The organism is Acinetobacter sp. GW821-FHT01C12, from assembly GCF_059422625.1.
Map to the genome: position 1 here is coordinate 269,855 of NZ_JBWKXD010000001.1, position 20,278 is coordinate 290,132.

A 20,278-nucleotide genomic window follows, 5' to 3' on the forward strand; every position below is an offset into this window, starting at 1 on the left:
CGGCAACACCGATCAGGTTTTTTTATATCTGAATGTTAAAAATATTTTGAATCAATTAAGTGTAAAGATTTTGGAGAATGTCATGATGAAATTTAACTACGTATACTTTAGCAACTTTTATTGGACTTACTTTGGTCAAGTGAAAAACCTGATCGCCCATTTGAATAGATCCCATACGCTCAAATAAAAGTTCGGACTTTAGAGAGTCCAAAGGAATACATCATGAATGCACTAAATATTGCTTTACAACAAAATCAAACCATTGAAACTCAACTCAGTTTGCCTTATGAGTTAAAAGAAAAATTTGTATTAAAACATAAGCTCGCTTTACAAATTGCCGAGCAACGTCAAACAATTGAAAATATTCTCGATGGTACAGATGATCGCCTGTTGGTGATTACTGGCCCATGTTCTATTCATGATGAAAAATCCGCATTGGAATACGCAGATCGCTTAATACAATTACAAGAAAAAGTGTCAGATCAGATCTTTCTAGTGATGCGTGCATATATTGAAAAGCCACGTACAACAGTAGGCTGGAAAGGGTTTTTATACGATCCAAATTTAGATGGGTCTGCCAATATGCAATTGGGTTTAGAAAAATCACGCCAATTATATTTACAAATTATTGAAAAAGGCTTGCCAATCGCCAGTGAAATTTTAAGCCCTATGGCAACTGCATATTTTGATGATTTATTGGCTTGGGGTGCAATTGGTGCACGTACCAGCGAATCACAAATTCATCGTGAAATTTCAAGTCATATGCCTTTTAGTATTGGCTTTAAAAATGGTACAGATGGCTCGATTCAAATTGCTTTAGATGCAATTCAATCTGCAAGCCATCCTCATCAGTTTCTTGCCATGGGTCAAAAGGGATTGCCTTGTATTGTACATAGTCATGGTAATCCTTTAGCACACATCATTTTACGTGGTTCAAATAAAGGCACAAACTATGATGCAGAATCGATCCAACAGATCCGCCAGCAGCATCAAGGGAAATTACCCGCATTGGTGATTGATTGTAGTCACGGTAACAGCAGTAAAGATCCTTTAAAGCAACCGTTGGTTTTACAGCAAATCATTGAAGAAAGACATGTAACCCATGTACGTGGTGTAATGCTAGAAAGTCATTTGGTGGATGGTAATCAAAAAATCTCTTGTGATATGACTTATGGTCAGTCTGTTACAGACGGTTGTTTGGGTTGGAATAAAACGGAGCAATTGTTGTTGGATGTTGCAGAGCAGCTTTCTGAAAAGACTTTAGCGTTTTCGGCGTAAATACAGTGTGTAATTTATTTTTATAAAGGCTGTACTAGATTAGCAATATGTTAATCTAGTAGCTATATAAGCAGTCATTGAACAGTCTTTTTTTGACAAGTACAAGAAACCAAGCAATTTAAAGAATCCCAATGCTTTTGTTGGTGGGGTTCAAGATGCTGATGATTTGGTTTATTTAAAGCAACGTCACTATAACCCTGTATTAGGAAGATTTTATCAGCCTGATCCAGTGACTTTTATTATGAAAGGTCATGGACAGACCAACCGTTATCAATATGGATGGAATGATACTTATACATTTAGTGATCCGACAGGACAAGCTGCTGTAGTTAAAAATGGTGTTTGGGTTGAAGATGGGATGAGTTTTTACTCTACATCAGGAGGTTCTGTTACTGATTATTTAGGTCAGAATTTTCTTAATGATTTTGCTACTTTAGCACCAACTCCAAAATTTAAATGGCTAACAGGGATAAGTGATTTAATATTTAAACCACAATATGATAATATTATGGATCTTAAGGTATGGCATTCAATACTTACACGCCATTGTCTAAGCCTTGGCTTAATAAGAATATCGCGAAATTACCAACTCCTTCATTTCCACCTGGGATTGAAACTCAAAATAAATTTGGTAGCGATTTTATAAAGTGGGGAAAAGGTCCTGAAGGAGCACTTATAAGATCTCAAAATATTACGAAATTTGAAGTTGCTGTTATGCAAAGTCAGGGGCTTACACTACAAATGGCTAGTCAATGGCGTACTTTTTATGCTAATGAATTTTTTAGGAATGTTCATAATACTACTGCTCAAAACAGAGTTCTGCTAATGAATCGTATTATCGAACATATGGAAAATATAAGAAAATGAAATCTAAACAGAAAATTATATATCAAAATTCTTCTGATGAAGCAATTAAATTAATTATAGAACCGTGGGGGCAAGAACTTTATATTGATTCGAAAGTTAAAGTAGAAATTCAAATTGAAGGAGGCTCTGAGCACGGTTGCTTGATGATAGAATCAATTCAAAAGACGCTAATTTTATATGGATGGGAAGGCAGTATAATTGATGTATATCAAGATGGTGAAAAAATTTTTTAAATTTTATTTTACAACATTGCATCTCACCAACAAACAATAATTAGTGGTTGGGTAAACGGATGTAATGGTTTATATCCAGTCTTAACAAGAATAGATTTAAGAAAATAAGATGAGATCACTTATGAAAAAAATACTTTTTGCATTTGGTTTGAGTGTGCTGTTTAGTAGTTCTGTATTTGCAAATAGTCCATTCTCACCCACAAAAATAAGTGGATTAGTCGTACATGATAACGGAACAGATATAATTATTGAATTGAAAGCTAATGTAGCGACTGGTGAGGGATGTCAAATAGCAAATCAAGTAGTATTAAGAAAAACTCATCCATTATTCAAAGAAGTATATGCTGCACTTTTATCTGCTTTTCATAGCCAAACTGTAATTCAAGGTTGGATTAATGGTTGCCATACTATAGGAGAAAGTAGACCTATTCTTACTCGCCTTGATTTAAAAAAATAATTTTAATCAAATTTTAAAAACAACAAAAAGATCAGACTCATCTGATCTTTTTGTTTTCCAGCATATAGATTTAAAAATTAAAGCCCAGCTTCATATTCGCTATTGCTGAGTAACTTTTCAACATCTGCAATATTGTCTGGTTTAATTTTATAAATCCAGCCTTTGCCATACGGGTCGTCATTCACAAAATCAGGATCATCTTCAAGGGCAGTATTCACTTCTACAACTTCACCAGAAACAGGCGCATGAATATCAGATGCTGTTTTAACGGATTCAACTACACCAGCCTGAGCCCCAGCAACCACATGGCTACCTACTTCAGGCGCTTCAACGTAGACTAAGTCGCCTAAAGCATCTTGAGCATGGTCAGAAATACCAGTAATCACAAGATCACCTTCAATTTTTACCCATTCATGTGTTGCTGCATATTTCAAATCTGAAGGATGATTCATAATGACTCCATTAATCAATTTATTTTTGGCACGAGTTATACAGGTTTTTTAATCAAAACAGAAAGCAGAGATACTGATAAACTTATTCATCGAAACAAATAATCGTGATAAATCACATTATAAGTATGGGTCTTTGCGCCAACTACTTGGGCTACGGCCACTCCAGCGTTTAAATGCACGACTAAAGTTTGCAACATCACTATATCCGAGTTCATCTGCAATTTGTTCCAGTGTATAGTCAGTGCGGGAAAGTAACGATGTGGCATGGCGATAACGTACTTCATCTACCAGTGTAGAGAAAGAAGTACCTTCGGCAGCCAACTGACGCTTTAATGTACGGTCTGACATATGCAGACGATCTGCGACATTTTCAATACTTAAATAATGCTGTTCCGAATGGGTCAAGATATCACGTACACGCATTGCCAAGCGGCGTCTTTCACCCAAAGCTGAAAGTTCTGCTTCACATTGATTAATCGCAATTTGACTGGCAATCGGGTCAGCATTTACCATTTTTAAGCCCAAGTAGGATTTGTCAAAACTTGCAATGAGATGTGGCTGTTCAAAACGCATATTGTATTGCTTTGCCAGTTTCTCGATATATTTGTCAAAACCATCAGGCTTGGGAAAATCAAAGTCGATATCGCCATGCAAATAATCAATACCAGTTAAGGCTTTTGCCATGGTCATAATACCAAAGGTTAGCCCCATCACAATTTCTGTGCGTAAGGGTTCGATTTCGATATCACATTGCAATTGAAGTGTGGCTTTTTCACCAAAAGTCGAAAAATACAATTGTAGAAAGGGCATACGCAACTGGATAAAACGGTTGGCTAAGACAAGCGCATCGGTAATATCATGTGCTGTCATGATGGCATAACCAATAAAGCCATGAATGGAGATACGCATTTGTGTACCAAGATGAAAGCCTAAGGTGCTTTCACCTGTAAGTTTTAATGCGTGTTTAATCAATTCATTGGCAAGTGGTGTCGGAATCCGACACTCAGGATCTGCTAACTGCTCGCTGGTAAAATTAAAGGGTGCGAAAAGTGTCTCTGCGCTATATCCCCAACGAGAAACAATATCTAATAATAATAGTCCATAAACACCAGGAATTCCCTGATCTTGGCGAGCTGAGACTGTTTTCATGTGCTTTCCATTGCTCTGAACATTGTTTTTACTTGTTTAATCATATTGTCATGATATGGAAAAACCCTTAAATATTGTAAGACAAATTTAGGATTAATGTGCATCAAAATTGCGCTTAAATACCACAATTTTAGTGGTTGAAATCAGCAATACATCATCATCTTGATTTTTTGCTTGTGTTACATAGGTCACAATTGCGCGATCATTTTTGGTTTTAGACGGCTGGATAGATACAATTTCGACATCGACATGTATTTTATCGCCCACACGCGTGGGTTTTGGCCATCTTAAACTTGATTCTGAACCAATTAAGCCATAAGCAACAGGGAAGCATTCAGTCCAAAGACGCATGGTGACCGCTGAGGTATGCCATCCACTTGCAGCAAGTCCTTTAAAAATCGGGTGATTTTTGGCTTTTTCAGCATCAGTATGGAAAACTTGCGGATCATACTTATGTGCAAACTCTAAAACCTCATCCAAAGTCATTTCGTATTCACGACTTTTAAAATGATCACCAATATTTAAATCTTCCAAATACAACATTGTTTATACATTCCCTTAATTTCACACAATACTCATAAATAATGATGTTCTACGCATAAAAATTAAATTATTTAAACTTTTTCATTGTAAATCACCATTAAGCAATTTCAATGACTGTTTTGCCAATCATCCATTTTTTTAAGTCGCATTGAAATATCACTCAAAATTTCGAGTGATTTAGACCATAATAACATTGTGTTATGTCCTGAAAGTAATGAAAATACGACCAAAGTGAATTGAACAAGCTTATGGTGCGTTAAAGCAATGTTTTAAGCATCCAAACTTCACAAACATGACTATGACCAGTATTACCTTTAGGTTGTGATAAATGCTCAAAGCCTAACTTCTCATAGAGTTTAATGGCTTGCCAGAGATCTTGAGTGGTTTCTAAATAACAAGACTGAAAGCCTTGTTGTTGTGCAAATTCAAAACACTTTTCTAAAATTTTCTTAGCAAATCCTAAACCACGAAGTTCAGGCAAAAAATACATCTTTTGAATCTCTAAAACAGTTGCATCACCTTGTAATGGTGAAAGGCCTCCGCCACCAACAACGCGACCATTTGCATCCTCAATAATCCAATATTGGGCATTGGGTTGAGCATATACCTGATATAAATCATCCAAGATCGGGTCGGCTACAGCAAAGCCTGATTCAGGTGCTAAGCCAAATTCTTTAGATACTTCACGAATAACTTGTGCGATCGACGGATTGTCTTGTATTTGTATCGTTCTAATTTGGTACATAAGTAAATGAAAATAAAAAAGGTAGAATTTTTATAACAAAAATTCTACCTTTTGTGATCAGTTAAAAATTCAACTGATCAAAACTTTACCACTTGAATAGTGGTAAATAAGTAAATTTACAGGTCTTGCTGCAATACTATTTTAATTCACTCGAAGATTTACCCAATTCTCGACGGGCAATAATCAGCTGTTGAATCTGTTGTGTTCCCTCAAAAATATCTAGAATTTTTGAGTCACGCGCCCATTTTTCTAATAATTCATCTTCGTTATAACCCACACTGGCAGCCAGCTCTACACATTTTAAAGTGATTTCATTACAAATACGCCCAGCTTTAGCTTTGGCGATAGAGGCCTCACGAGAGTTTGGTTTTTTGTTATCTGCCATCCATGTGGCTTTTATGGTGAGTAAGCGTGCAGCTTCCCATTCTGCCTCCATCCGATAGATTTGTGCAGCCAAATTAGATGTTTGCAAATATGGAGTTGCATAATCGGGATCTAGTTCATCTTTAAAGATGTCTTTAATCCGTTCTAAAGACGCTTTGGCACAGCCCACTGCCATGGCTGCAACAAGTGGACGGGTATTATCAAAGGTTTCCATCACCCCTGCAAAACCTTTGGCTACATCAATTTCTGCATTGCCGAGTAAGTTTGCTCCAGGGACACGACAGTCAATAAAACTAATTGCCGCTGTATCGGATGCCTTAATACCAAGTTTATGTTCAAGGCGTTCAACTTTCATGCCAGGTGTACCTTTAGGCACAACAAAAGATTTAATTGCAGCACGGCCCAATTTCTTATCTAAAGTTGCCCAAACCACGACTGAGTCAGCACGTTCCCCAGAGGTGACAAATATTTTTTCACCGTTCAGAATGTAATCATCACCATCTTTGGTTGCGGTTGTACGAATCGCAGCAGAGTCAGAACCACAACCAGGTTCAGTAATGGCCATTGCAGCCCATGTCCCCTTAAAACGCTCAAGCTGTTCATCATTGGCGACTGCCGCAATCGCAGAATTGCCCAGCCCTTGACGGGGCATGGTCAGCAATAGGCCTGTATCGCCATAACACATTTCGATTACACCCAAGGCAGTCGACATATTGGTGCCATTTTTATTATTACTGTCGATATCGCCACGTTTATTAATTGCAGCGCCAGCATTGAGCCCATCACCACCGTCGTTCATACCATCCAGTAGAGAAGCCAGCATATCAAGTTCTTTAGGATAGGCATGTTCTGCTTTGTCGTATTTACGAGAAATTGGGCGTAAAACATTCAATGCAGTTTCGTGTGCTTGATCTAAAAGCATTTGGAATTTTTTTGGATTTTGTAAATTCATGATTTTTATCCTTTATCTTCTAAGTTAAGCGTGTAAGCCAGAATGTAGAACGGCAGTTGCACGTAAGTCGCGGTACCAACGCTCAGCCGGATGTTCCTTAGTAAAACCATGTCCACCTAAAATTTGCACACCATCTGTACCAATTTTCATAGATTTTTCTGCACAAAGTAGACGGGCTAAATACGCTTCTCTATGGAAGGGTTGTCCTGCTTCTGCAAGACTGGCAGCATTTAAAATCAGCATACGCATTGCATCAATTTCAATCGCCATATCTGCGATCATAAATGCCACACTTTGACGGTGTGAGATAGGTTCACCAAATGCAGTACGTTCATTGGCATATTTGATACTGTAATCTTTAACCGCTTCACAGCTACCAACAGCCATTGCACACCACATTAGATTGCCTAAATCTAAAAATGCAGCGTAATTAAAATCGTCGTCACCTAGACGTTGGGCAGGGGTATTGTCAAACTTCAAAGTTACCGTTTCAGTTGCTTTTAAACCCATTGCCGGTGATTTTTTCACTGTAATACTTGGATCTCGCTTTACAACGAAAACGTCCGCTTGACCCTTAAAGTCAGCACTAACAAGGAATAAATCTGCTGTTGCACCCAACAGCACTAAAGTTTTTTCTCCAGTAATGCTGAATTGTCCATTGTTGGCAGTCGCTTTGGTTTTTAAGCGTAAGGGATTAAATGCAGGGGTTGCTTCTTGTACTGCAAAAGTGGCTTGAATATCGGTATCATTGGCAAAATTTGCTAAATAAACAGATTGAACTTTTTCAGAACCCCATTGCGTGATTGCATTGATGACACTAAAAGTAGAGAGCAAACCTGCAGCAAGTGAGAAATCACCTTTAGCCAAGCGTTCAGCAATTAAAATATTACTCACAATATTTTTTTCAGATGCAACACCGCCTAAAGCTTCAGGCAGTGCATAGTAATTTAGTCCTAAATCAGTACTGTGTTGCCAAAGTTCAGCTGGAAACTTTTCGTCGTGATCCGCTTGATGGGCCAATTGATACAGTACTTCAGACGCAAATTGATCCATAGCATCCACCGTCATTTGCTGCTCTTCAGTCAAACTCAAATCAAATAGGGACTTTTGCTGATTGGGTAGACGTTGTTTGGTTACATTTGAATCCGATTTAAATGCTTTTTGTGTTGCACTTAAGGTTTTAAAACCGGCTTTAGAACCTTGATAAAGTGATCTTTCGATAAATTTGCGCAATTTAAACTGATCAAGTAAATCACTACCTGCAATTTTTGTAATTAGATTTAAACCCAAACCTTGAGCTTTATTTACCATATTGGTCATGCCGAAGTCCCTGTATTTTAGTGTCGGTATACAACAATCCTGACATGCATAAAAATAAAAAACTATGTCAAAGCTGACAAAGTGATTGACCTTAGATGAGTGGTAGAGTGAATGAGATATTTGTTATTAATATTTTGATTTTTATTGTTTATTTAAAAATAAAAAAACCCAACATTTGTTGGGTATTGGTAAAAGTGACATTTTAAAAACGTTTACAATCTCGTCTAACGTGTATGAAAACTAAAAAGATTAAACAAAAGGTACAATCATTTTACGTACATTGGTCTTTGCTTCAATCACCGTCATAAATGTATAAGCACCAATAAATTTACGACTGATAAACATAAATTCTTTTGGTGGAATACTGAAGTAACGTGAAGCCATTGATTTTGAAGCACGTTGCATCACACGGCTATGTAGCTGGCTTTTTTTCCAGTCATAGCGGTTATGTTGATCCATCACACCTGCGGGTAAATCTGGGTTATTTAAAGGTGTACTAAATGCTTCTGTTGCCAATAAAAATACTTTTGCCATATCGGGTTTAATGCTTAAAGGCATTGCATCAAAGAACTCATAGCCCGACATCGCATTGACCATTGCTTCAGCATCGTGGTTATAACCCGCTTTGATTAAATTACAAGCTACGCGAAGTAATTGGTCATCGAATTGACGTATAGCGCCAAAATCTAACAAAATAATTTTATCTTTTATCTCTTCACCATTGCCCAAACGAACAAGGTAATTACCAAAGTTCGGGTCGGTTTGCATTTCTCCCCACTCAAACAATTCACGAACTGCGATTTCAAGTGATGCTTCACCTAAAAGATTACGTCGTTCTTGCGGTAAAGACAGCATGACAGGACTGTTGATAGGTACACCACGTTCAAAGGTCATGCACAAGACTTGATTGGTACAATAGTCATCAATAATTTGTGGCACGCCATAACGTGGATCTTCTTTAAGTCGCTGGCCAAAACGACGGGTTGTTGCCGCTTCAACTTTATAATCAACTTCACGATGCATCATTTCACGCACTTCATCAAACCACTGATCGAACTCACGGGTTTGTGGCACCATACGTGTTAATTTAAGCATATTTCGAAATAGGCTCATATCTGAGTCTATGGCGTCGGCTACACCTGGATATTGGATTTTAAGAACCAACTCTAATCCATCTGACTTACGTGTTGCGCGGTGAACCTGAGCCAGAGAAGCGGTACCAATCGGCTCATGATCAATGGTGAGATCGTTGAGTTTTGAACCTAATTGGCTGACCAATTGCTCTTTAATCGCAGGCCATGCAAGGGCAACTGTTTGATTATTGAGAGTGTTTAATGCTTGAGTAATTTCTTCAGGTAAAAAATGCTCGCCATAAAGCGCCATCATTTGACCGATTTTAACAATTGAGCCTTTTAGCTTGCCAATTTCTTGAACAAGGTAATTGGCTTGTTCTTTCATAGCTTGTTTACGTTTTTTTTCTTTTTCTTCTTCACTTGAAAAGATTGAACTCGCACTTGAAGCTGCCCAGCGTGTACCTGCCAATAATGATGCTTTTGCAATTGATAAGCGACGATCCATTGATGAGGTTTTTAACTGTTTGAGCTTTTCGTTCTGATCTGACATGAAGATAAAATCCTTTATAAGAGATTCGAAAAGATAAAAAGATGACTAATTGTAAGGAATATTACATGGAATGACTGTATTTAAACAGTTCAATTCGCTGAATGGGGGAATTAAATTAATTCCATCAAAATAGCCTAAGCAATATTAAAATTTACATTCTAAATTGGATTTTAAGCTCTTTGCGGAGTATTAAACCTTGCTTATTTGAAGCAATGTAATTGATGATCAGATCTTTAACGCTTTGATTAGTAAAACCAAGTGCATAGCCTTTAACAATGATAATGCTGGGCAAGCTAAAGAAAAAATATTTTACATCGTCTAGAGAAGGCGCTTCGTAAACACCTTGCTCAGAGAGGGTTTGTTGAAAAAACTGCTTTTCAATTTTGACATTTGGAGTGGATTCATCATCCCACCATGACTGACGCATCGCCATGAGGTTATTATGTTTGTAGCTCATAAATTGACTAAATTCAGAAATATTTAAAAACTTGTTGTATATATAAAGGTGAAATGACCCAATTTCAAGTTAAGCGCTCAATCTCAGCAATTTTGCCACAAATAAGTTTATATTTTATAACCAAGCAGATTGATTTGTTTTAAAAATATACAACAATAGGCTTGAAAATAAATCTAAAAAACGAGTGACATGGTGAAACAAAGTTGATTGTTTTAAATCAAGTTTTAACAATAATTAATCTACAATGATTGTATTTAGTTTCAAATCTTTTACACTCTTTTGCAGAGGGGATTGTTGCTAATCAGTGCCTGAGTTCTTTGGATTAAAAGTTTTTGAATTAAAATAATGATTTTGGGATAGGGGAATTGAATGTATTTAAAGTATTGGGGTATCAGTTTAGTTATATTATTGCCGATGCACACACAGGCGATCGGTTATAGCTCAGACTATTTAAGCTGTATGAATTCGGCAGGTTCAAGCTCGGCAACACTTGCCAGCTGTATGAAAACAGAGTTGAGTAAGCAGGATGATCGTTTGAAATCATTATTTAAACAGACGCTGGATCTGTATACACACAAGCAACAGAAAGCTCAAAAGAAATATCAGAAACAATGGTTTAAACTTCGAGACCAGCAGTGTGATGAGTCGAATAAATCAGTTTCTGATGATTATAAAATGAAGTATTACAATTGTGCCCTCAAACAAACAGTCAATAGAGCCAATATGTTAGAGAAACAAAGCTATCGTTTATAGTGCTTTATTGCGCTATAAAATAATTGCTAAGTAAATTGTCGTAAAGCATTATAAATGTCATGCAAAACAAGGTATCATAAGGCGTTTAAAAATATGACCTTGGAGAAACCTTAAGTGGATCGACCGACTATTAGCCCTGAACATTTACAGGAAGCTGCTGAAAACCTATCAACAATTCGTGATTTTATTCGTTTTGGGGTTACAGCTTTACGTCAATACGATGCACATTTGGGTCAAGGTACAGAAGATTATTTCGCAGAAAGTTCTGCCTTGGTTTTACAAACGCTTTCTTTGGAATGGAAGGCGGATGCTGAAATTTTAGATTCAAAATTATTGCCAAGTGAAAAAGCTGAGTTTTTAAATCTACTCGAACGTCGTGTAAATGAAAGAATTCCAACCTCTTATTTACTTAACCTGTCTTATTTCTTTGGTAAGCCATTCTATGTTGATGAGCGTGTGTTAATTCCTCGTTCACCGATTGCTGAATTGATCGAAAACCGTTTTGCACCTTATTGTTTAGATGAAAATGGACAAACGCGTGCAGGCGTGAATAATTTACCTGAAAACCCAAATCCAAAAACACCACAGCGTATCTTAGATATGTGTACGGGTTCAGGTTGTATTGCGATCGCGTTGGCATATGCATTCCCTGATTCAGAAGTAGATGCGACTGATATTTCTAAAGAAGCATTAGAAGTGGCTTCTATTAATGCAGAGCATCACAATAAGCAATATCAGGTGGCTTTGCTTGAGTCAGATTTGTTTGCCAAAATTCCAGCTGAAAATCAATATGATTTAATCGTTTCAAATCCACCGTATGTGGATGCCGAAGATATGGCTGATCTACCAGATGAATTCCATCATGAACCTGAACTTGCTTTAGCTGCTGGTCAAGATGGTTTGGATTTAGTTCGAAAAATGTTGGCTCAAGCTGCTGATTATTTAACTGAAGACGGTTTAATCGTGATTGAAGTAGGTAACTCAGAATGGGCAATGAAACAGAATTTTAATACCATTGATTTTTACTGGTTACAGTTCCAAAAAGGCGGTACAGGTATTTTTGCTTTGACTGCTGAACAATGTCGTACATTCCGTGATTTATTTATTCAATCTATTCAAGCTTAAGGAGTCGTAAGCATGGCAGGTAACAGTATTGGACAACTCTTCCGTGTAACGACTTGTGGTGAATCTCACGGCGTAGGCTTGATGGCAATTGTTGATGGTGTGCCACCGGGTCTTGAATTATCTGCTGAAGATTTACAAATTGATTTAGATCGTCGTAAACCGGGCACTTCTAAGTTTGCCACTCAGCGTAAAGAGCCAGATGAGGTTGAGATCATTTCTGGAGTTTTTGAAGGTAAAACGACAGGAACTTCAATTGGTTTATTGATCCGTAATACAGATCAAAAATCTAAAGATTATGGCAATATTGCGCAAACTTTCCGTCCAGGCCATGCAGATTACACCTATACACAAAAGTATGGTTTCCGTGATTATCGTGGTGGTGGTCGTTCAAGTGCACGTGAAACGGCGATGCGTGTGGCAGCGGGTGCGATTGCAAAGAAATTTCTTTTTGAGAAATTTGCGATTGTGATTCGTGGGCATGTGACGCAAATTGGTACAGAAAAAGCACAAGCTTTAGATTGGAATGAAGTTCCGAATAATCCGTTCTTCTGTGGTGATGTCAATGCTGTTCCACGTTTTGAAGCGCTGGTAACATCATTGCGTGAACAGGGGACCAGTTGTGGTGCAAAGCTTGAGATCCTTGCAGAAAAAGTACCTGTAGGTTGGGGTGAACCCGTATTTGATCGTTTAGATGCTGATATTGCCCATGCCATGATGTCAATCAATGCGGTGAAAGGTGTTGAAATTGGTGATGGTTTTGCAGTTGCAGAACAATTTGGTCATGAAACCCGTGATGAACTTAGCACAGATGGGTTTTTAGCCAATCATGCTGGTGGTATTCTTGGTGGTATTTCTTCAGGCCAAACCATCCGTGTAGCGATTGCGTTAAAACCAACCGCAAGTATTACTACACCAGGGAAAACCATTAATCTAGATCGTGAAGATACAGATGTACTCACCAAAGGTCGTCACGATCCTTGTGTGGGCGTGCGTGCGACACCTATTGCTGAAGCCATGCTTGCCATTGTATTGATGGATCATTTTATGCGTCATCGTGCACAAAATGCGGATGTGGTTGCACCATTTGCCCCAATTGAACCTAAATAGCAAATATATTTGAGATAAGAGAGGGTATTTTAGTTTTGAAATACCTTTAATTATTATAGTAAATTTCAAATGATTTGTTTTTTTACTTAATAGAGTTATTGCTCAACAAATTTAGCTTAATGGGCTTAGCTCATTATTTTAAGTTAAAAAAACCAGACATTTTGTCTGGTTTTTTATATCTATACTGCTCAGTCTTATTGAGTAACAATTTGACCTGTATAACCCTTTAAGAAAGTGAGATACGCAGAAGACTGTTGACCATCTGCCTTTAAGATTGAACGTTCAACATCACCCTGGTTGGTTACCAATTTAAGTGAGATTTCTTTACCATTACGGAATGAGTTAAGAAAACTGACTGGAACATTAATCGAGTTTGATGAAACTGTACCCGCGTATTGTGTCGTGTTAATGGTTGAATATGTATATGGCTGACCATCCACTAAGAAGACAAATTGGGTAATATCATATTTTGTTGGATTGTTAATTTCTGCTGTGATTTTAAAGCCATCACGGACTTCATCTTTCCAACGCATAGAAAGTTCAGGGCAAACTTCATTTGCTTCACAGATTAAAGGGCCTTTTGTAACAACTCTTTCTGGATAAGAGCCAGCACAACCCGCCAAAGTTAAACATGCTAAAGAAGAAATTACCGCAAATTGAAGTTTCATACCGCTTCCTAATAAGTTCATTTGTGTTATTGATATGTTGATAATCTATGTAAAATTTACCGCTTTTTAGTTAAAAAGTGAATTAAATATTTCAGTAATTTGTATTTCAGTTAAGGCATAGCATAAATCTTAAACAAAATTTAAGATTTTTAATATTTCCTTTGCTACATTTTCAGTTAATTGATTTAAACGAGTCAACGGCTCACCTTCAATAAAATATTTAAAATTCGACAACGTGTTTTGATAATAGATTGAGATAAAGAAAGTACCTTCTGGTTTTTCAATACTAGCACTCCCACCAGGTTTAAGTAAGCCCGTACAACTGACAATGATATCTGCAGCGCTAAAGAGCTTTTTCCCTTGAATTGCCATTGCTTTAGTCACTTCAACTGATTCAGCGCTATATTTTTTGATGAGGGATGGATCAACTTGTAAAATTGAAATTTTAATAGAGGGGTCGTAACTGACTAAACCGCCTAATAAAATATCTGCACCACTGTTTTTATAGATCGAAAATTGACTGGATAAATAACCAGAACTTGCACTTTCAATAAATGCGACTGTTAAATTCTTTCTTTCAAGCAGATCACAACATTGTTTTAAAAGCATTGGTATGACTCTAAATTAATTATTTATATTCAATAATTTAACTATAAGTGAATTGAGGGAATTTGCAAGAAAACCAAACAAAAAATAAGCATTTTGAACCATGAACTTAATTGTTTTTCGGATATTTTTATATATAAATCATAATATTAGCTTGTATGGTTTATTAAAGACAAAATAAATCAAAAGAGCGCTGAGTTGAAATAAGCTTGTCATATTTATTTGCCATAATGACGGCACAAAACAACAAAAACCAAGAATAAGCATCAAATAACAATCACAGAAAGTTAAAAGAATAATCAGCGTAAAGTCTGTAAATATGCAGTCAACCCACTTCTCAACAGGTGGGTTTTCCTTTTTTGGGCCAATTGTAGAATTACTATGCAATATGATGAATTTTTATATTTCAAACGCGTCAAAAAGTGATATAAATAAAAATAAAGTGCATATGAAAATGGAGTGCGAATGATGAAAACGACTGTTAAGTATGTTGTCTTAAAAAGTAGAGAATATCAGCTTGGCACAGCCTTATTTGAAGAAAGTATTGAAGCCGAAGGAAATTATTTTGATCAAATACCTGAGGTCATCCACTATCAAAATCATAATTTTAAAGTAAAGTCCAAAGAACTTAGCCGTAAGCAAATTTTTGATGATTTTGAAGAATCTCAAACCATTTTAGTCAAAGTTATCGCGGTTTAATAGTTTCCCCAAGTTATCTTTGATATGGACATTGCATAAATAAAACCCAGCTAAACTGGGTTTTATTTATTTGGTTTTTAGGGGCGTTTGACAATTCATCTACAACGCAAATCATTTATGAACGGTTAATAGACCCTAATCAATCACTGTTTAACAATCAATACAGGAAGTTTGGTTTGACCCAGTACATCTTGCGCAAAACTGCCTAAGAAAAACTTTTGGAAGCCTTTGCGACCATGCGATCCCATGATAATTAAATCTGTATGTAATGATTCAGCAGTTTTAATGATGGTTTCAGCTGCAACCGAGTCTCTCACGACTTGTGTATCAATTTGAACACCTTGCTGTTCAGCCAATTGTTTGGCTTTGCCCAAACCTTCTTCCGCATTTTTAATTGCTTCTTGAATGTAATCTTTTAACATATCTGGCGAATAGTAAAAATCAGCAGCAGCAAAAGGGTCTTCAGCAACGACACTGATCGCAGTGACTTTGCTGCCAAAGGCTTTGGCAATCGCAGCAGCATGTTTTAATGCAGAAAAAGAAATGTCAGAACCGTCAACTGGGACAAGAATATTTTGATAAGTCATAATCACACCTTTTTAATTAACATTTCAAATAAAATTAAGCTTCTTCTTGGGTAGATTTAATAATCAACACAGGCAGTGGAGAAATCGACAACACTTCTTGTGCAACGCTCCCTAAGAAGAATTTCTTCAGACCAGTACGTCCATGAGAACCCATTACAATAAGGTCCACATTGAGTTCATCTGCAACATCTAAAATTCCAGTAGCAGGAGGCACTTCACGTACCACTTTGGTATCTACTGTTGTTACACCATGGTGAACTAAAGTTTCTTGAATATCTTTTAAACGTGCTAAAGCATTTTTTTCAGCTTCAAATAAATATTGAGTTACAGCAGGCGCTATTTTATAAAAATCGACGCCTTTAAAAGGATCAACTGCGATCACACTCATCACAGTAATTTTACAGTTAAAAGCAAGTGCAAGTTTTTCTGCATGTTCAAGTGCAGCATAAGAAATAGGAGAGTCATCTACAGCAAGAAGGATGTGTTGATAAGCCATTATAAGTTTCTCCCTTTTTTGTCTGATTATTTATTCATTGATAACACATTGCGCTGTTAGTCGCAAATTGTCCATGAGAATTTTAGTTGATCAAAAGTGTGTTATTTCAAGCTTTTGTGAAATACACATAATTTTATTATGGTTTTATTTTGTAACGTTTAATTGTTCTGATTTTTTATTGAAATCTCGCTCCTGTAAATTTGATCTCAGGTTTTAGGCTGGCGTTCTAAATAAGATGCAGTTTGAATTCTTACGATTCTAAAAACTGGCATGATAAATGCTTTAATTTAATGCAAACCGATATTTATGAATAAAATTTTGGCATCAATTTGGAACATTTTAAATCAAGTGCCATAGAAAAGTGGATCAATATGAAAATTTATACGCAACGTCTAGACCATATAGAGTCAAACATTGAGGCTGAAAGTATTGAATTGACTTTTGATACTCGGCAAAAGAGCCGTTTTCGTGCAACTTTAAATAATGGGCACGATATTGGTGCGGATTTACCACGTACAGGCATTTTGCGTAGTGGTTCTTATATTGCAACTGAACAAGGTGAAGTGTTACGTGTAGATGCCAAAGCTGAAAAATTAATGCAAGTTTCGGCACTGCATAGTTTTGATTTACTTAAAGCTGCATATCATCTGGGAAATCGCCATGTTCCGTTAATGCTTACTCCAACAGCACTTTATTTTGAACCTGATCATGTCCTTGCAGAAATGATCCAAGGTTTAGGGCTGACAGTAGATGAAGTTGAACATCCATTTGAACCTGAAAGTGGTGCATATGCACAACATCAGCATGATCATCGTTTAAGCCCGATTAAGGCTTTACATCATGTCCATCACTAATGCATCGCAACTATTAAGTCTATTGACCCTGTCATCGACAGCTTTACCTATAGGTGCATATTGTTATTCGCAAGGGGTGGAAAGTGCGATTGATCAAGGCTTGATTCATGATGAAGCAAGCAGTATTGCTTATTTTGAAGAAGTACTGGAAATGTTGCTGGTTAGGTTTGAACTCCCCGTTTTAAAACGTCTGATGCAACATTATTTAGACGAAGCTGAATTTTTAAATTGGGCTAACTTTTATAAAGCGAGCCGTGAGTCGAAAGAATTACGGGCTGAATCTCAGCAGTTGGCATTTTCTTTGAATGCTTGGATTCGTGATGTTTTAAAACAGCAACCTGAGATTAAAAAGCAGTTTGGTTTTGTCCCTGTTTACGCACATTTATGTGGGACATTAAAACTTAATCTGGTGGATGTCCTGACAGCATATAGCTTTACTGTTTTAGAAAACCAAGTGCTAGGTGCGGTTAAAACTGTCCCTTTAGGGCAAATGAGTGGTCAAAGAATTTTGTGGCAGTTACATGGCTTAATTCCTCAAGCGGTAGTGCGTGCCTTAGCCTTAGAAGATGATGAGTTAAGTAGTGCCTTGCCCAATTATGCGATATTAAGTATGTCGCATGAAACTTTATATTCACGATTATTCAGATCATAAATGACACGTTTCATTCGCTATTTTTTATTGAGAATGAAGCATAGAAAAGGAAAAAATGATGACAGAACGTAGCCCTTTACGTGTTGGAATAGGTGGTCCTGTTGGTTCAGGTAAAACAGCATTAACCCTGAATTTATGCCTTGCTTTACGCAACAAATATAATATGGCGGTTGTGACCAACGATATCTATACCAAAGAAGATTCTAATTTTTTAACTCGTCATGAAGCGATGTCACCAGAACGTATTGTTGGTGTTGAGACAGGTGGTTGTCCACATACTGCAATTCGTGAAGATGCTTCAATTAACTTGGCTGCAATCGATGATCTTTGTGAAAAATTTGATGGTTTAGAGCTGATTATTATCGAAAGTGGTGGAGATAATCTAGCCGCTACCTTTAGTCCCGAATTATCTGATTTAACCCTTTATGTGATTGATGTTGCGGGTGGTGAAAAGATCCCACGTAAAGGTGGTCCCGGCATTACCAAGTCGGATTTATTGATTATTAACAAAACAGATTTAGCCCCAATGGTCGGTGCAAATCTCGATGTGATGGATCAAGATGCAAAACGCATGCGCGGTGACAAACCTTTTTTATTTTCAAATATGAAAACTCAAGATGGTTTAAAGCAAATCATTGAATTTATTGAAAAACAAGGTTTATTTAAGGCTTAGTCGCGATATTAAAAATAATTGTAACTATTTGAATTGAAAATAATCAAAGGAGAATTCGAATGCGTTTTTTAAGACACAGTCTGATGGCTTGTGCTGCATATTTACCTGTATTGGCTTTGGCTCATCCTGGACATGATCACCATAGCGGTTTTTGGGCAGGCTTTATTCACCCATTTACAGGTTTAGATCATTTGATGATGGCAGTCGCATTTGGTGTATTGATGTGGACGGCAAATCAACGCTGGAAGCTTTTCGGCTTGATTGGGTTAGCTTTAGCGATGGTGATTGGCTTTATGATCGGTAGCGAAGGATTTATTCCATCACCAGTTGCTGAGTACGGCATCATTGCGTCATTGATTTTATTGGCTGTTGCACTTTGGACAAAAACAAATCAAGTTTTACCTATCGCAGCAGTTCTATTGGCAAGTTTTCACGGCGTTGCACATGGTGCTGAATTAGGCCAATCAGGTCATGCCAGCTTACTGATTTTAGGTATGGTGACAGCAATGGCATTGATCTATGCGGGTGGATTAGGCATTGGTGCTTTTATCAAAAAGTACGTTCCATATGGCAAGAAAATTATTGGTACTTTGGCTGCAATCGTTGCCGTTATTGGTTTGGCTTAATGTTTAAGCGCTTAATTGCGGATATCAATTTATAAAGGCGGTCATGATAAGTTTAGTAGAACATCTTCCTGATCAGCGCCTTTGGTATGCCAAACTCGAATTGGGTTTTCAGGCGCAAACTGAGCGAACGGTATTGGCGCATCGTAGACATTTTGGACCTGTGCGTGTGCAAAAGATGCTGTGGCCAGAAAAAACTGGAATTTGTCATGCGATTATTGTCCATCCGCCTGCGGGTATTGCAGGCGGTGATCATTTAACATTTGAGATCAGTGTAGATGCTGCTGCCCATGCCTTAGTCACAACCCCAGGTGCTGGTAAATGGTATCGGACCAATGGCAAACAAGCTTATCAACATATCCATATCTTAGTTAAACACAATGCTGTGTTTGAATGGCTTCCTCAAGAAACCATGTTATTTGATGGTGCCAATGCCCACTCAGAAACATTGATTCAGCTTGATCAAACAGCAAGCTTTATCGGTTGGGATATGTTGGTAATTGGTCGTCAAGCTCGAGATGAAAAATTTCAATCTGGTGCTTATCACAGTCATTTTAAATTATGGCGAAATCAGCAATTACTGCTGGCAGACACATTGAGTTTTAAAGGCAATGATCGTTGGCTAAGTTCTTGTTTAGGAATGAATAATCATGCCGTTATGGGGAGTTTATGGGCAGTTCCTCCTGAAAAATTCCGAGCAAACATTTATTTAGAGGCACATATCGATTTAATTCGTGAGTTGATGATGCGAATGGATATGCCTGTAAGGTTAACTTTATTGGGTGATGTCATCAATGCACGTTTTTTAGGCGATGATGTTCGACATTGTCATGATGCTTTTGCAGCAATTCGCGCCAGATTAAGGCGATATTGGTTTGATTTGGATGAAGCATTTCCACGCATTTGGCGAACTTGATTCATTTAAAGATCACCTTTTAGAAACAAAATCTGCGTGTTTAATTTAAAACTGAGCAC

The 20,278-nt window shown here is 37.2% G+C and carries 25 protein-coding genes and 1 pseudogene; 14 read left to right on the top strand and 12 right to left on the bottom strand.

Annotation, left to right across the window (positions count from 1 at the left end; genetic code table 11):
• Positions 1 to 222: 222 nt before the first annotated feature.
• The 5 genes and pseudogenes from AC07WY_RS01235 (at position 223) to AC07WY_RS01255 (ending at position 2,835) form a co-directional block, all read left to right on the top strand.
• Complete coding sequence (locus AC07WY_RS01235; protein WP_494735534.1) at positions 223 to 1,278, top strand: 3-deoxy-7-phosphoheptulonate synthase; 1,056 nt, start codon at positions 223 to 225, stop codon at positions 1,276 to 1,278.
• A 103-nt stretch (positions 1,279 to 1,381) separates the two neighbouring features.
• Positions 1,382 to 1,597 (top strand): annotated as a pseudogene (locus tag AC07WY_RS01240) (RHS repeat-associated core domain-containing protein); the annotation flags it as partial.
• A gap of 203 nt (positions 1,598 to 1,800) precedes the next feature.
• On the top strand, positions 1,801 to 2,145 hold the full coding sequence (locus AC07WY_RS01245; RefSeq protein ID WP_419336528.1) for a DUF4951 domain-containing protein: 345 nt from the start codon (positions 1,801 to 1,803) through the stop codon (positions 2,143 to 2,145).
• Positions 2,142 to 2,378 (top strand): hypothetical protein, encoded by a 237-nt coding sequence (locus AC07WY_RS01250; RefSeq protein ID WP_419336527.1) that lies wholly within the window; start codon positions 2,142 to 2,144, stop codon positions 2,376 to 2,378. Before AC07WY_RS01245 ends, AC07WY_RS01250 begins: the two co-directional genes overlap by 4 nt.
• Positions 2,379 to 2,499: 121 nt before the next feature.
• A complete protein-coding gene (locus tag AC07WY_RS01255) occupies positions 2,500 to 2,835 on the top strand; it encodes a hypothetical protein (RefSeq protein ID WP_494735535.1) in 336 nt (111 codons plus the stop codon).
• Positions 2,836 to 2,912: 77 nt separating this feature from the next.
• Here the strand turns inward: AC07WY_RS01255 and gcvH are convergent, their stop codons facing one another.
• The 8 genes from gcvH to AC07WY_RS01295 form a co-directional block, all read right to left on the bottom strand.
• The gene (gene gcvH / locus AC07WY_RS01260; protein ID WP_004720254.1) at positions 2,913 to 3,287 is read right to left on the bottom strand and encodes a glycine cleavage system protein GcvH; all 375 of its coding nucleotides are present in this window, start codon (positions 3,285 to 3,287) and stop codon (positions 2,913 to 2,915) included.
• A 117-nt stretch (positions 3,288 to 3,404) separates the two neighbouring features.
• On the bottom strand, positions 3,405 to 4,436 hold the full coding sequence (locus AC07WY_RS01265; protein ID WP_004720255.1) for an AraC family transcriptional regulator: 1,032 nt from the start codon (positions 4,434 to 4,436) through the stop codon (positions 3,405 to 3,407).
• Between the two features lie 93 nt (positions 4,437 to 4,529).
• Positions 4,530 to 4,979: a MaoC family dehydratase gene (locus AC07WY_RS01270; protein WP_262086123.1), complete on the bottom strand. Its 450-nt coding sequence runs from the start codon at positions 4,977 to 4,979 to the stop codon at positions 4,530 to 4,532.
• A 256-nt stretch (positions 4,980 to 5,235) separates the two neighbouring features.
• On the bottom strand, positions 5,236 to 5,724 hold the full coding sequence (locus AC07WY_RS01275; RefSeq protein ID WP_096734191.1) for a GNAT family N-acetyltransferase: 489 nt from the start codon (positions 5,722 to 5,724) through the stop codon (positions 5,236 to 5,238).
• Between the two features lie 136 nt (positions 5,725 to 5,860).
• On the bottom strand, positions 5,861 to 7,060 hold the full coding sequence (locus AC07WY_RS01280; protein ID WP_004720264.1) for an acyl-CoA dehydrogenase family protein: 1,200 nt from the start codon (positions 7,058 to 7,060) through the stop codon (positions 5,861 to 5,863).
• 24 nt (positions 7,061 to 7,084) lie between these two features.
• Positions 7,085 to 8,371: an acyl-CoA dehydrogenase family protein gene (locus AC07WY_RS01285; protein ID WP_262087482.1), complete on the bottom strand. Its 1,287-nt coding sequence runs from the start codon at positions 8,369 to 8,371 to the stop codon at positions 7,085 to 7,087.
• Positions 8,372 to 8,629: 258 nt separating this feature from the next.
• Positions 8,630 to 10,003, bottom strand: a complete 1,374-nt coding sequence (locus AC07WY_RS01290; RefSeq protein ID WP_004720267.1) for an ABC1 kinase family protein — start codon at positions 10,001 to 10,003, stop codon at positions 8,630 to 8,632.
• Positions 10,004 to 10,154: 151 nt separating this feature from the next.
• Positions 10,155 to 10,460 carry a hypothetical protein gene (locus tag AC07WY_RS01295; protein WP_262086121.1) on the bottom strand — a complete coding sequence of 102 codons (306 nt, stop codon included), beginning with the start codon at positions 10,458 to 10,460 and terminating at the stop codon, positions 10,155 to 10,157.
• Between the two features lie 369 nt (positions 10,461 to 10,829).
• Between AC07WY_RS01295 and AC07WY_RS01300 the strand changes: the two genes are divergently transcribed.
• The 3 genes from AC07WY_RS01300 (at position 10,830) to aroC (ending at position 13,445) form a co-directional block, all read left to right on the top strand.
• Entirely contained in the window at positions 10,830 to 11,213 is a 384-nt protein-coding gene (locus AC07WY_RS01300) for a lysozyme inhibitor LprI family protein (protein ID WP_494735536.1), read from the top strand.
• A 114-nt stretch (positions 11,214 to 11,327) separates the two neighbouring features.
• The gene (prmB, locus tag AC07WY_RS01305; RefSeq protein WP_004720275.1) at positions 11,328 to 12,338 is read left to right on the top strand and encodes a 50S ribosomal protein L3 N(5)-glutamine methyltransferase; all 1,011 of its coding nucleotides are present in this window, start codon (positions 11,328 to 11,330) and stop codon (positions 12,336 to 12,338) included.
• A 12-nt stretch (positions 12,339 to 12,350) separates the two neighbouring features.
• The gene (aroC, locus tag AC07WY_RS01310) at positions 12,351 to 13,445 is read left to right on the top strand and encodes a chorismate synthase (RefSeq protein ID WP_004720277.1); all 1,095 of its coding nucleotides are present in this window, start codon (positions 12,351 to 12,353) and stop codon (positions 13,443 to 13,445) included.
• Between the two features lie 194 nt (positions 13,446 to 13,639).
• On the opposite strand, the gene AC07WY_RS01315 is transcribed toward aroC, so the two are convergent.
• Both AC07WY_RS01315 and AC07WY_RS01320 read right to left on the bottom strand, forming a co-directional pair.
• A complete protein-coding gene (locus tag AC07WY_RS01315) occupies positions 13,640 to 14,113 on the bottom strand; it encodes a hypothetical protein (protein ID WP_004821699.1) in 474 nt (157 codons plus the stop codon).
• A gap of 129 nt (positions 14,114 to 14,242) precedes the next feature.
• Entirely contained in the window at positions 14,243 to 14,722 is a 480-nt protein-coding gene (locus AC07WY_RS01320; protein WP_494735537.1) for a CinA family protein, read from the bottom strand.
• A gap of 465 nt (positions 14,723 to 15,187) precedes the next feature.
• On the opposite strand from AC07WY_RS01320, the gene AC07WY_RS01325 reads away from it, so the two are divergent.
• On the top strand, positions 15,188 to 15,418 hold the full coding sequence (locus AC07WY_RS01325) for a hypothetical protein (protein WP_034616591.1): 231 nt from the start codon (positions 15,188 to 15,190) through the stop codon (positions 15,416 to 15,418).
• Between the two features lie 143 nt (positions 15,419 to 15,561).
• Here the strand turns inward: AC07WY_RS01325 and AC07WY_RS01330 are convergent, their stop codons facing one another.
• Positions 15,562 to 16,005, bottom strand: a complete 444-nt coding sequence (locus tag AC07WY_RS01330) for a universal stress protein (RefSeq protein WP_262086116.1) — start codon at positions 16,003 to 16,005, stop codon at positions 15,562 to 15,564.
• Between the two features lie 34 nt (positions 16,006 to 16,039).
• Positions 16,040 to 16,501 (bottom strand): universal stress protein, encoded by a 462-nt coding sequence (locus AC07WY_RS01335; protein ID WP_004720286.1) that lies wholly within the window; start codon positions 16,499 to 16,501, stop codon positions 16,040 to 16,042.
• Between the two features lie 371 nt (positions 16,502 to 16,872).
• On the opposite strand from AC07WY_RS01335, the gene ureE reads away from it, so the two are divergent.
• From ureE to AC07WY_RS01360, 5 genes are read left to right on the top strand one after another with little or no spacing between them, the layout of a single operon-like run.
• Positions 16,873 to 17,355: an urease accessory protein UreE gene (ureE, locus tag AC07WY_RS01340; RefSeq protein WP_004821691.1), complete on the top strand. Its 483-nt coding sequence runs from the start codon at positions 16,873 to 16,875 to the stop codon at positions 17,353 to 17,355.
• Complete coding sequence (locus AC07WY_RS01345; protein WP_494735538.1) at positions 17,342 to 18,007, top strand: urease accessory protein UreF; 666 nt, start codon at positions 17,342 to 17,344, stop codon at positions 18,005 to 18,007. The genes ureE and AC07WY_RS01345 overlap by 14 nt, the downstream gene beginning before the upstream one ends.
• 58 nt (positions 18,008 to 18,065) lie before the next feature.
• Positions 18,066 to 18,680: an urease accessory protein UreG gene (gene ureG, locus AC07WY_RS01350; RefSeq protein ID WP_004720292.1), complete on the top strand. Its 615-nt coding sequence runs from the start codon at positions 18,066 to 18,068 to the stop codon at positions 18,678 to 18,680.
• A gap of 59 nt (positions 18,681 to 18,739) precedes the next feature.
• Positions 18,740 to 19,306, top strand: coding sequence for a HupE/UreJ family protein (locus tag AC07WY_RS01355; RefSeq protein WP_494735539.1), 567 nt, complete (start codon positions 18,740 to 18,742; stop codon positions 19,304 to 19,306).
• 43 nt (positions 19,307 to 19,349) lie between these two features.
• Positions 19,350 to 20,219, top strand: a complete 870-nt coding sequence (locus AC07WY_RS01360; protein WP_494735540.1) for an urease accessory protein UreD — start codon at positions 19,350 to 19,352, stop codon at positions 20,217 to 20,219.
• The last annotated feature ends 59 nt before the right edge of the window (positions 20,220 to 20,278 follow it).

What these genes read in the sequence shown, in the direction of transcription:
- AC07WY_RS01250 (WP_419336527.1), top strand. Translation starts at nt 2,142, where the DNA reads ATGAAATCTAAACAGAAAATTATATATCAAAATTCTTCTGATGAAGCA.
- AC07WY_RS01300 (WP_494735536.1), top strand. Translation starts at nt 10,830, where the DNA reads ATGTATTTAAAGTATTGGGGTATCAGTTTAGTTATATTATTGCCGATG.
- AC07WY_RS01255 (WP_494735535.1), top strand. Translation starts at nt 2,500, where the DNA reads ATGAAAAAAATACTTTTTGCATTTGGTTTGAGTGTGCTGTTTAGTAGT.
- AC07WY_RS01290 (WP_004720267.1), bottom strand. Translation starts at nt 10,003, where the DNA reads ATGTCAGATCAGAACGAAAAGCTCAAACAGTTAAAAACCTCATCAATG.
- AC07WY_RS01315 (WP_004821699.1), bottom strand. Translation starts at nt 14,113, where the DNA reads ATGAAACTTCAATTTGCGGTAATTTCTTCTTTAGCATGTTTAACTTTG.
- ureG (WP_004720292.1), top strand. Translation starts at nt 18,066, where the DNA reads ATGACAGAACGTAGCCCTTTACGTGTTGGAATAGGTGGTCCTGTTGGT.
- AC07WY_RS01325 (WP_034616591.1), top strand. Translation starts at nt 15,188, where the DNA reads ATGAAAACGACTGTTAAGTATGTTGTCTTAAAAAGTAGAGAATATCAG.
- AC07WY_RS01270 (WP_262086123.1), bottom strand. Translation starts at nt 4,979, where the DNA reads ATGTTGTATTTGGAAGATTTAAATATTGGTGATCATTTTAAAAGTCGT.
- AC07WY_RS01355 (WP_494735539.1), top strand. Translation starts at nt 18,740, where the DNA reads ATGCGTTTTTTAAGACACAGTCTGATGGCTTGTGCTGCATATTTACCT.
- AC07WY_RS01320 (WP_494735537.1), bottom strand. Translation starts at nt 14,722, where the DNA reads ATGCTTTTAAAACAATGTTGTGATCTGCTTGAAAGAAAGAATTTAACA.
- AC07WY_RS01245 (WP_419336528.1), top strand. Translation starts at nt 1,801, where the DNA reads ATGGCATTCAATACTTACACGCCATTGTCTAAGCCTTGGCTTAATAAG.
- AC07WY_RS01285 (WP_262087482.1), bottom strand. Translation starts at nt 8,371, where the DNA reads ATGGTAAATAAAGCTCAAGGTTTGGGTTTAAATCTAATTACAAAAATT.
- AC07WY_RS01275 (WP_096734191.1), bottom strand. Translation starts at nt 5,724, where the DNA reads ATGTACCAAATTAGAACGATACAAATACAAGACAATCCGTCGATCGCA.
- AC07WY_RS01280 (WP_004720264.1), bottom strand. Translation starts at nt 7,060, where the DNA reads ATGAATTTACAAAATCCAAAAAAATTCCAAATGCTTTTAGATCAAGCA.
- AC07WY_RS01345 (WP_494735538.1), top strand. Translation starts at nt 17,342, where the DNA reads ATGTCCATCACTAATGCATCGCAACTATTAAGTCTATTGACCCTGTCA.
- AC07WY_RS01330 (WP_262086116.1), bottom strand. Translation starts at nt 16,005, where the DNA reads ATGACTTATCAAAATATTCTTGTCCCAGTTGACGGTTCTGACATTTCT.
- aroC (WP_004720277.1), top strand. Translation starts at nt 12,351, where the DNA reads ATGGCAGGTAACAGTATTGGACAACTCTTCCGTGTAACGACTTGTGGT.
- AC07WY_RS01295 (WP_262086121.1), bottom strand. Translation starts at nt 10,460, where the DNA reads ATGAGCTACAAACATAATAACCTCATGGCGATGCGTCAGTCATGGTGG.
- ureE (WP_004821691.1), top strand. Translation starts at nt 16,873, where the DNA reads ATGAAAATTTATACGCAACGTCTAGACCATATAGAGTCAAACATTGAG.
- AC07WY_RS01360 (WP_494735540.1), top strand. Translation starts at nt 19,350, where the DNA reads ATGATAAGTTTAGTAGAACATCTTCCTGATCAGCGCCTTTGGTATGCC.
- AC07WY_RS01335 (WP_004720286.1), bottom strand. Translation starts at nt 16,501, where the DNA reads ATGGCTTATCAACACATCCTTCTTGCTGTAGATGACTCTCCTATTTCT.
- AC07WY_RS01235 (WP_494735534.1), top strand. Translation starts at nt 223, where the DNA reads ATGAATGCACTAAATATTGCTTTACAACAAAATCAAACCATTGAAACT.
- AC07WY_RS01265 (WP_004720255.1), bottom strand. Translation starts at nt 4,436, where the DNA reads ATGAAAACAGTCTCAGCTCGCCAAGATCAGGGAATTCCTGGTGTTTAT.
- gcvH (WP_004720254.1), bottom strand. Translation starts at nt 3,287, where the DNA reads ATGAATCATCCTTCAGATTTGAAATATGCAGCAACACATGAATGGGTA.